Source organism: Protofrankia sp. CiP1_Cm_nod2, assembly GCF_920664355.1.
Lineage (GTDB): Bacteria > Actinomycetota > Actinomycetes > Frankiales > Frankiaceae > Protofrankia.
Genome location: NZ_CAKKTL010000199.1, coordinates 1 through 9,676, shown reverse-complemented (window position 1 = coordinate 9,676; position 9,676 = coordinate 1). Strand labels below are relative to the sequence as shown.

Annotated in this window: 8 protein-coding genes and 1 pseudogene; 6 read left to right on the top strand and 3 right to left on the bottom strand. The window is 69.9% G+C overall.

The features are described from left to right. Positions 1 to 441 (top strand): annotated as a pseudogene (locus NBW84_RS18820) (hypothetical protein); the annotation flags it as partial. Between the two features lie 162 nt (positions 442 to 603). Here the strand turns inward: NBW84_RS18820 and NBW84_RS18815 are convergent. Beyond that, positions 604 to 2,256: a glycosyltransferase gene (locus NBW84_RS18815; protein ID WP_250286058.1), complete on the bottom strand. Its 1,653-nt coding sequence runs from the start codon at positions 2,254 to 2,256 to the stop codon at positions 604 to 606. A 1,146-nt stretch (positions 2,257 to 3,402) separates the two neighbouring features. Here NBW84_RS18815 and NBW84_RS18810 point away from each other — a divergent pair. The 3 genes from NBW84_RS18810 to NBW84_RS18800 all read left to right on the top strand — a co-directional run bounded on the left by NBW84_RS18810 (position 3,403) and on the right by NBW84_RS18800 (position 6,969). Beyond that, complete coding sequence (locus NBW84_RS18810; RefSeq protein WP_250286057.1) at positions 3,403 to 4,374, top strand: hydrogenase; 972 nt, start codon at positions 3,403 to 3,405, stop codon at positions 4,372 to 4,374. Positions 4,375 to 4,438: 64 nt separating this feature from the next. After that, positions 4,439 to 6,046 (top strand): nickel-dependent hydrogenase large subunit, encoded by a 1,608-nt coding sequence (locus NBW84_RS18805; protein ID WP_250286056.1) that lies wholly within the window; start codon positions 4,439 to 4,441, stop codon positions 6,044 to 6,046. A gap of 29 nt (positions 6,047 to 6,075) precedes the next feature. Beyond that, positions 6,076 to 6,969 (top strand): NifU family protein, encoded by an 894-nt coding sequence (locus tag NBW84_RS18800; RefSeq protein WP_250286055.1) that lies wholly within the window; start codon positions 6,076 to 6,078, stop codon positions 6,967 to 6,969. 101 nt (positions 6,970 to 7,070) lie between these two features. Here NBW84_RS18800 and NBW84_RS18795 read toward each other — a convergent pair whose 3' ends face one another. Then, positions 7,071 to 7,352 (bottom strand): FDXHR family putative zinc-binding protein, encoded by a 282-nt coding sequence (locus tag NBW84_RS18795; protein WP_250286054.1) that lies wholly within the window; start codon positions 7,350 to 7,352, stop codon positions 7,071 to 7,073. 861 nt (positions 7,353 to 8,213) lie between these two features. Further along, positions 8,214 to 8,513: a ferredoxin III, nif-specific gene (fdxB, locus tag NBW84_RS18790; RefSeq protein ID WP_250286053.1), complete on the bottom strand. Its 300-nt coding sequence runs from the start codon at positions 8,511 to 8,513 to the stop codon at positions 8,214 to 8,216. 297 nt (positions 8,514 to 8,810) lie between these two features. On the opposite strand from fdxB, the gene NBW84_RS18785 reads away from it, so the two are divergent. Further along, complete coding sequence (locus tag NBW84_RS18785; RefSeq protein WP_250286052.1) at positions 8,811 to 8,969, top strand: hypothetical protein; 159 nt, start codon at positions 8,811 to 8,813, stop codon at positions 8,967 to 8,969. Positions 8,970 to 9,181: 212 nt separating this feature from the next. Continuing rightward, the coding region (locus NBW84_RS24510) for a beta-ketoacyl synthase N-terminal-like domain-containing protein (RefSeq protein WP_445548765.1) at positions 9,182 to 9,676 on the top strand (495 nt) is incomplete at its 3' end.

The following is a 9,676-nucleotide window of genomic DNA, read 5'->3' as shown; positions in this document are numbered from 1 at the left end:
GCCGTCACGAGCCCGGTGGCCGGCCCGGGGACCGCGGGCGGGGCCACCGAGCAGACGGCCACGGGGGCCACGGGTCCGGTGGCCGCCGGGCCGGCGCGGCAGCCTGCCGCGATCACAGCGGTTCAGCGGGACGGCTCGTCCGTGGACGAGCAGATCGCACAGGCGGTGCGCAGCAGCCCGCTGCTGGGCGAGGTCCCGCCGGGAAACGTCGAGGTGACCGACGTCCACGTGTCCACGGTCGATCCGGCCGTCGCGACCGCCCGTGTCATACCGACCGGCGGTGAGACCGACCCCGCCACCGCCCTGCTGCGCCACAGCGCTCCCCCGGGCTCCCGCTGGGCCCTGACCGAGCTGGGAACGGCCGGTGTCGGCTGCGACACCCTGGCCCCAGCGGTACGCGACGACCTCAACATCCCCTGCGAGACCCTCCCGACCGGCTGACCCAGCGCCCCCGGAAGCCCCGGATCATGACAACGAGGGAACACCTGGCTGCTGTGACAGCCACGTGTTCCCTCGTTGCGGTGACCGGAGCGCCATCAGGATGAGGACGCGCGGCCTCCTCTGGTCAGCGGGCGCGCGCCCGGCCCGTGGGCGAGTGTCCGGTCAGTGGGCGAACGTCCAGGCTGACAGGAAGGCGACGGCAAGGATGATCGCCCCGCGGATCGGGGCCTGCCAGCGCTCGACCGCGGCACGCCGCTCGCTGACCGACGACAGCGGGCCGGCCAGGGTCACGAGCAGGATCCCGGCCCACGCCAGCGCACCCACCTGGCGGTCCGCCCGGGTGTCGAACGCGTAGAAGACAACCGAGAACACGAGCACGGCCGCGAGCAGGACCTGCGGCAGCAGGAGCAGCGACACCTTCGGCTGGAAAGCCTTCTCGGTCGTACCGGACGAGCGGGGCCGGTATCCGGACGCGACGCGCACGAGCGCGAGCAGGTAGATCGGGGAGTTGAACAGCACGCTCGACACCGTGCGGGGCGCCGCCCGCGTCCCCGCGTACGCGGCGATGAAGAACAGGGTGCTGGCGAAGTAGGGCAGCCCGAACAGCAGATACGCCCGCTGGGAGCCCGTGGAGGCGAGCGGGGAACGGAAGACGATGGACAGCACCGGCCCCAGCGCGAAGACCACCTGAACGGACGCCAGCAGCGGGCTGAGGGTGCTGTGCAGGTAGTGCGCCCGCTGCCAGCGGGTCAGGCCCGGCCTGGCCAGCGGGTTGTCGAACAGCAGCAGCCGGGTGCTGTCCATCGCCCAGCGCAGCCGCTGCTTGGCGTAGACGGCCGCCGTCGCCGGCGCCGTCCCGACCGATATCGGGACGGGATGATAGATGCTGGACCAGCCATGAGCATGCAGTTCGTATGACGTCTGGACGTCTTCTACTATGTTCCATTCGCTGAATCCGCCGACTGATTCAAGCGCGGACCGTCGGTAGAGCGTCCCGTTCCCGCAGGAGACCGCCGCGTTGTCCCGGTCCTTCGCCGGCTGCAGGGAGCGGTAGAAAATGCTATCGGTGTTGTTCAGGACGTCGAGACGGCCGGTGTCGAAACGCTGGGCGGTGCAGACGAAACCGACGTCCGGATCGCGCAGATAACCGACCACCTGCTCCCCGAGATCCGGGACCACCAGATGGTCCGCGTCGAGGGCGAGAACCGCGTCACCGCGGGTGCGGGCCAGCGCGTGGTTGAGGTTGCCGGCTTTCCCCGGCGTACCGTCGACCCGGGTGAAGCAGGGCACCCCGAGCCGGGACGCGAGCGCGTCGATCTCCCGCCAGTCCTGCCGGCCGGCGATACGGCCGTCGTTGAGGACGTATGTCTGGTGCGGATAGTCGATGGCGAGGGCGAAACGCAGGGTCCGCTCGACCATGGCCGCGGGCTCGCCGCACACCGTCACGAACACGTCCAGAGTGCCCACCGGCGGCGGGGCCTGCCGGGCAGCGCCTGGCCGCAGCCGGCCCATCATCACCGCCGTCCACCCGACGGCCAGGTAGGCGACCAGCTCAGCGGCATAGAACAGGTAGCCGATCGCGCTGGTGCCGCCGAGTGTCGCCGTCCGCCAGGCCAGGTAGATCGCGCCGAGCGCGATGACGAGCAGGCCTGCCACCCGCCCCGTCCGGCCACTGGCCGCCGCCCCGGCCCTGCCCGCGGTGGCGGAGCGCGCGCGCGAAGCCGCTTCCGCTGGCTGCCGGGGCCTGGGCACCAGCGGTACAAGACCGTCGTCAACCGGCACGGCAGCACCGGACGGTGCTGTGTCGCGAGCCATTTCTACCACCTTTCGAAAAAATCAGCCTGTTCGGCGACCGTCCATACAAATGCCTCTGGGACGTGCCCGGAAAAGATTTCAATCAATGCACTTCTCCTGGCTGCTGACAGTCGACCGACATGATGACATCGCAAGTGTTCGCCCTCGATGATTACAGCAGCGCATACCCGCCATGACACAGGGTGAAAAGCCGGTGTTTCTCTTCCGAAGGAAGTAGGGCCGGATCAGGCCCGCTCGTCACCGACCGCCGGTAATATCACCGATAACGCCGCCGGTAATATGCTGGTTCGTCCGTCGAAAACAACCCGAAACGTCCGCCCGGTATACCGTGTCGACCACTTCGGCGGCATCCCTCCCGGGACGCGGCGCGCCATGGTCGCCACCCCGGGTGAATTCCGGTGGCTCACCCGGACGCCGGTGGAAGTGTCCACCGCGGTATCAAACCGGGCACGGTGACGACCATGGACGAAATGTCCAGAAACTGACTGCCGAGCCAGCGGCGGTGGCACGGCGGGCAGCGCCCCCACGCCGATACGGGCAGACGCCCACAGCCCACCGGGCGGCTTCACATGCCGGCGACGGCGCGTCGAAAGGCCCGGAGCGCGCCGCCATCGGGCCCATGTGATCAAGGCGTGATCGGGCTATGCGCGCGGATACCCGGCTCGTGGCGCTGTCCGGGATGTCGGGGAGCCGCCCGCGACCCGAGCGCGCGGCCGGCCGAATCCTCGAGATCGGCCGAGATCGACATCGCCGCTCCGGTCGGGGACCGGAGACGAAAACGCGGTCCTTCAACCGCCCGCTCGCCGGGTGGCCGATAAATGATCATTACGTGATGGCGGTCATACGTCCGGGTTCTGGCAAGGGCGGGCCGTTGACGCCATGGGATCATGGCGATGGAGCCGCGGTGGCGCGATCGCCTTTCTTCCGCGCTCGGGGCCGCTCAGCGCGAGCCCGGAAACCGGCCGGCAAGCCCGGGACCCGGCCTGGCCCGATCAGCGGTCAGGCCAGCTCAGGCCAGGCCAGCTCAGGCCAGGCCAGGCCAGGCCGGGCCAGGCCGGGCCGGCTCGGGTCACGGCAGGCCCCGTCCCCGGACCGCCCGGGGAACGGTCACGTAACCCCGCCCGGGGTTACCCGAGAGGAGGACCGATGCCGTCCGTGCTGTGGCTGCACGGAGGGGCGTGCGGCGGGAACACCATGTCCTTCCTGAACGCCGACGAGCCGAATGTCGTCGACCTCGTCACCAGCTTCGGGCTCGAGCTGCTCTGGCATCCCTCCCTCGCCCTGGAGTCGGGGACTCACGCGCGCAAGCTGCTGCGGGCCTGCGCCAGCGGCGAGACGCCGGTGGACGTCCTGGTGTTCGAGGGCTCCGTGATCGAGGGGCCCGAGGGCACCGGCCGCTACGACATGTTCGCCGACCGGCCCATGAAGGACTGGGTGATCGACCTGGCAGGAACGGCCCGGACCGTGGTCGCGGTCGGGGACTGCGCCTGCTGGGGCGGGATCGCGGCGACGGCGCCCAACCCGACGTCCTCGACCGGTCTGCAGTTCCACAAGCGTGAGCGCGGCGGCTTCCTCGGCGCGGAGTTCCGCTCGCGCGGCGGGCTGCCGGTCGTCAACATCCCGGGCTGCCCGGCCCACCCGGACTGGATCTCCCAGATCCTCGTCGCGCTGGCGACCGGCCGGGCCGCCGACATCGACCTGGACGAGCTCCAGCGGCCGCGGACGTTCTTCACCAGCTTCACGCACACCGGATGCACCCGGACGGAGTTCTTCGAGTACAAGCAGTCCACCACCACGTTCGGGGAGGGCACCCGCACCGGCTGCCTGTTCTACGAGCTCGGCTGCCGCGGCCCGATGACCCACTCGTCGTGCAACCGCATCCTGTGGAACGGCCAGTCGTCCAAGACCCGGGCGGGTGTGCCGTGCATCGGGTGCACCGAGCCGGAGTTCCCGTTCTTCGACCTTGAGCCGGGGACGGTCTTCCGGACCCGCAAGGCCGCCGGCGTCATCCCCCGGGAGATCCCGGAAGGCACCCGCCACCTCACCTACCTGGCCCAGTCCGCGATCGCGAAGATCGCCGCCCCGGACTGGTCGAAGAAGGACACGTTCGTCGTCTGACGCCCCGCCCGCTCCGCTCCGCCCGCACCGGATGGACACCGCCGACTGGAAGAAGGGGACACCGATGACCACCGTCGATCTCAACGTCAGCCCGATGGGCCGGGTCGAGGGCGACCTGGACGTCCAGGTGACGGTCAGCGATGGCGTGGTGACCTCCGCGCGGGCCCAGGCGGCCATGTTCCGCGGCTTCGAGATCATCCTTCAGGGCAAGGACCCCCAGGCCGGCCTGATCGTCACCCCGCGCATCTGCGGCATCTGCGGCGGCAGCCACCTGTACAAGGCCGCGTACGCCCTGGACGTGGCGTGGGGCACCCGGATACCGCCCAACGCCACGCTGGTCCGCAACATCGCGCAGGCGTGCGAGACGCTGCAGAGCATCCCGCGCTACTTCTACGCGCTGTTCGCGATCGACCTGACGAACAGGAAGTACGCGCGCTCGCCGCTCTACGACGAGGCCGTCCGGCGCTTCACCCCGTACACCGGTACCAGCTACGCCCCGGGGGTCGTCCTGTCCGGCAAGCCGACCGAGGTGTACGCGATCCTCGGCGGGCAGTGGCCGCACTCCAGCTTCATGGTGCCCGGGGGTGTCATGGGCGCACCCACCCTCTCCGACGTCACCCGGTCGATCGCCATCCTGGAGCACTGGAAGCACAACTGGCTGGAGAAGTACTGGCTCGGCTGTTCGGTCGAGCGCTGGCTGGCCAACCGCACCTGGGACGACGTGCTCGCCTGGGTCGAGGAGAACGACTCCCAGCACGACAGCGACTGCGGCTTCTTCATCCGCTACGGCCGTGACATCGGCCTGGACACCTACGGCGGCGGGATCGGCAACTACCTGGCCACCGGCACCTACTTCCACCCCGACCTCTACGCGGAGCCGACCATCGAGGGACGCAACGCCGCCCTGATCGCCCGCTCGGGGGTCTGTTCCAACGGCGAGTTCCTCACCTTCGACCAGAGGTGGGTCCGCGAGGACGTCACCCACTCCTTCTACGAGGGGACGCAGGCCCGCCACCCGTTCGACGGCGAGACCCGGCCGCTCGACCCGCAGCGAGGGCGTGAGCAGGGCAAGTACAGCTGGGCGAAAGCGCCGCGCTACCACCTGTCGGGGCAGGGGTACGTCCCGATGGAGGCCGGCCCGCTGGCCCGCCGGATAGTCGCCGGCGCCCCCGGCGCCGCCGCCCACCAGGACTACGACCCGCTGTTCACCGACATCATTGCCCGGGCCGGGCCGTCGGTGCTGGTCCGCCAGCTCGCCCGGATGCACGAGGCCGCAAAGTACTACCAGTGGACGCGGCAGTGGCTCGACCAGCTCGACCTGCGGGAGAGCTTCTACACCAGACCGGCCGAGCCCACCGAGGGCCGCGGTTTCGGGGCCACCGAGGCCGCCCGCGGGTCGCTGGCCGACTGGATCGTCATCGAGGACGGAAAGATCGCGAACTACCAGGTGGTCACGCCGACCGCGTGGAACATCGGCCCCCGGGACGGCTCGCAGACGCCCGGCCCGATCGAGCAGGCCCTGGTCGGCACACCGGTCGCCGACGCCGAGGACCCGGTGGAGCTCGGGCATGTGGCCCGCAGCTTCGACTCCTGTCTGGTGTGCACCGTGCACGCCTACGACGGGCGGACCGGCCGGGAACTGAGCAAGTTCGTGATCAACGGTGCGGTCTGACCCGGGGGAGACGGACAAGGAGCCCAGCGATGAGTGACGCCCGGCCGACCGGGCCGACGTGGAACGAACCCGGCTTCGGCGCGCTCTCGGAGGCGCTCGACGAGGCGGCGGCCGGCGTCCGGGAGCTGGAACCGGCGGCCCGGCTGCGGGCCGAGCAGCTGCGGCACGCCGTCGAGGCCCTGCACGGCAGCGGGATCAACGCGATCGTCCGCCGGCTGCGCGAGGATCCCCGCGGCCGGGAGCTGCTGTTCGAGCTGGCGGACGATCCCGTGGTACGCCTGCTCTTCTCCGTGCACGGGATCCTCCAGCCCACGCCGGTGACCGAGTCGCTGCGCGCGCTGGAGAAGGTCCGCCCGTACCTCCGGGCGCACGGCGGGAACGCGGAGCTGGTCCGGGTGGACGGGGACACCGCGTTCCTGCGGGTCAGCGGCACCTGCAACAGCCGCGCGCTGGCCGGAGTCACGTTGCGTGAGGTCGTCAAGGAGGCTCTGATCGGCGGGGTCGGGTCGATCGCGCGCGTGGTGATGCTCGCGGGTGACCCACCCCCGACACTGATCCCGCTGGGCCCGGTGCGTAACCGCGACGATGGAGACGACGGATGGGTGGCGGTCGGGACGGCGGCGGACCTCGGCGGGCGGCCGATCACGGCGCTGCACCTCGAGCGGGCCGACGGCGTCAGGGCCGACATCGTGGTCATCAGTCTCGACGGCCGGCTCACCGCCTACCGCGACACCTGCGCCCACCAGGGCCTGCCGATCAACGTGGCGCAGCTCGACCCGGCCACCGACACCCTCACCTGTCCGCGGCACGGATTCTGTTACGACGCGCGCTCCGGCGCCTGCCTGAACTCGCCAGGCGCGCAGCTGACGCGGCTGCCCCTGCGGGTGGACAACGGCCAGGTGTGGATACGGCTCGACGCGTGACAGCCGGCCACGCGACAGGATCATGTGGGGCTGTCCGGGCCGCCGGTTCCCGTCCTGGCCGGCGCTCCCCCGGCGTCGGCGTTCAGCCGGCCTGGCCGCGTTCAGCCGGCCTGGCGGATCCTGGAGTGGTGCGGCGCCCGCAGGATCTTTCCCGGGGCTCGCTCGTCGGCGGCCACCCAGTATCCGCCGTCAGGGCGTAGGCCCACCTGCTCGGGCGGGACGCACCGGCCGTCGACACGGTGGGCGTCGAACCCGGTGCCCACTCCCGCGAAGGTCTCGTGGCAGCCCGGGCAATGGGCGGCGGTCAGCGCCGTCCACTGCACGTCGCATCGCCCGCAGCCCAGCAGAATCGGGCGATCGTAGTCGACGTCCCGGCCAGCCAATGGCTCGCTCCTCACGCATGTCCGAGCTCTCGCCCTCCGCGGCCATGGTTCTTCCGCCCATGTATCGCGGCGAGCGCCGCTCCCCTGCGCTCACCGTCACAGTGCCGCAGACACGCAGACTATCGGTGTATCCACCGCGTTTCGCCCCGTCCCCTCCTCGAAGCTCGTCCAGCAGGTCAACGGCAGCGCGAAAACCATGATTTATTGATCTTTGGTTGTTACCGGCGGATCCTGGCCGCCGGTCACGCGGAAACCACGACCGTACGGTCTCCGGTCGGCCACGGAGGTGCAGACAAACGCACGGTACCGAAGACGGCACCAAACGCGGCTGACAGGCCGATCGGGAGAACCGGGCCAGGGCCCCTGCGCCGCCGTTGACCGGTTTGTCAGCGTCTGCCGAGGGTCATGACGTCGTCGTGCCGCGCCACCTGACAGGTGGGCCGCCGTTGGCCTGGTGGTACCAGAATAGTCCCGGGTTGCGCCGGCGGGCCCGGGGACGGCACGGCCGTCCTTCGTCGGTGCTCCCTCGGTGCTCCCTCGGTGCTCCCTCGGTGCTCCCTCGGTGCTCCCTCGGTGCTCCCTCGGTGCTCCCTCGGTGCTCCCTCGGTGCTCCCTCGGTGCTTTTTCAGCGTCTCTTCAGCGCTTCCTCGGCGTTCGAGACCGGGTGTCGGCAGGGCTGGAAAGCCGGGAAAACCGGAAGCCGACATGGGAGACCCGGATCCGGAAGATCCGGGTTCCCGAGCGCCGTCCGGAGCAGGCCGAACGGTCCTCGTGTCCCGGCGGGCGGCCCGGCGTCACCGCGGGAGCCAGCCGGGACACAGCCGCGCGAAACGGAAACGGTGAAACGGAAATACCGGTGGATCAGGCCGCCTCGGCCGGCTCGTAGGTCTGGCAGCGCGGACCGCACACCCGGATGCAGGCATTGCAGCCGATGCACTGGCCGGCGGCATCGATGATCATAATTTTGCGCTCGATGTCCTCGTCGTCGTCAAAGGGATCGACCAGTTCACCCTCGTCGTTCACGCCCATCAGGCGGAGCACACCCTGGGCGCAGACCTTGTAGCAACGACCACAGCCGATACATTTGTCCCCGTCCAACGCCACGATGTACTGCGGTACCCAGGGAGTACCGTCGCGGGTGGCGAACTTCACATGACTCATTCCCGATCTCCTCGGTCCAGAACGATCAGACGGCGCGCTTCACGCCTCCTGGCGGCCCGTGCGGCCGAGCCGCCGGCAGCGCGGAAAACACGACCACGCCACCTTCGGCCCGCTACGCGAGCGGCGTCCGATGCGCCATATACACGACCTGTCCGAGGAACCGCCCGTGGACGGGAAGCACGGAAGTCGCCCAGGGGCACCTACGACGCCTACAGCTCCATCTTGGCGTGGGCCCCGCGGGCGGGCACCGTACAAGTACGCAGGTACCTCAGCAAACGGTATCTCGGCCCCGGCCACGTGGGCGGACGGCTACTTGACCAGGGCGCGGCGGGCTCCCCGCGGCCGGGGTGGCGGGCCGTCCGGGCCTTCCGGACGAGCCGTCGCGCCCGCGCGCCGCCCACCGGCGCGGCGCCGGAGAACGTCGACGCCGCCGCCGACGACGACGACAAGATGTGATGTGCACACATTCATGTCCACCCGGCCGGCATATCAGCCCGGCCAGCCGCCGTGGACGACCCGCCGGCCGAACCACAATCCCTCGACCGTCTTCCAGGAGCGATACAAAGTAAAGACTGTTCCAGCCGGCGTGCGCGGGACTCTCCGACCAGGGCCCGCGGAGCTGAACGCGACGCGCCGGGACGAGAGGTGGAAAAACGACGTTACCCGGCATGCCACCGCCCGCCGGGCGAGATGCGGCGAGATCGTCCCCGGGCCGGTCAGAATACCGACCAGGAAACTGGCCAGAACGTACTGCCGGCAGCATACGAGAACATAACGACACCGAGATACCAAGCAAATACACACTGGCGTACGAAAACGGCGGATGGCCCGCGAGGACACCACCGGAGAGGACCGCCGGTAAACGGCGGCGGCTCATGAACAAACATGCCCGACAGGACCTCCGTGGCCGCTGTCCGCGACCGTTCCCGGACCGCGCCACAACATCCAGACAATTATCTTGCGCCAATCGACAATCGGGGGGATCGCCTGTGACGGACGTCGCGATAGTCGGGCTTTCGGCTCGTTTTCCGGGCGCGGCCGACCTCGGCGAATTCTGGCGCCTGCTCCAGACAGCGGGGCCACAGTTCCACGAGGTGCCGGACAGCCGATGGATTCACCGGACCTTCTACGACCCGCTGAATCCACGAAATCCGCATCGGGCC

What these genes read in the sequence shown, in the direction of transcription:
- NBW84_RS18810 (WP_250286057.1), top strand. Translation starts at nt 3,403, where the DNA reads ATGCCGTCCGTGCTGTGGCTGCACGGAGGGGCGTGCGGCGGGAACACC.
- NBW84_RS18815 (WP_250286058.1), bottom strand. Translation starts at nt 2,256, where the DNA reads ATGGCTCGCGACACAGCACCGTCCGGTGCTGCCGTGCCGGTTGACGAC.
- NBW84_RS18800 (WP_250286055.1), top strand. Translation starts at nt 6,076, where the DNA reads ATGAGTGACGCCCGGCCGACCGGGCCGACGTGGAACGAACCCGGCTTC.
- NBW84_RS18805 (WP_250286056.1), top strand. Translation starts at nt 4,439, where the DNA reads ATGACCACCGTCGATCTCAACGTCAGCCCGATGGGCCGGGTCGAGGGC.
- fdxB (WP_250286053.1), bottom strand. Translation starts at nt 8,513, where the DNA reads ATGAGTCATGTGAAGTTCGCCACCCGCGACGGTACTCCCTGGGTACCG.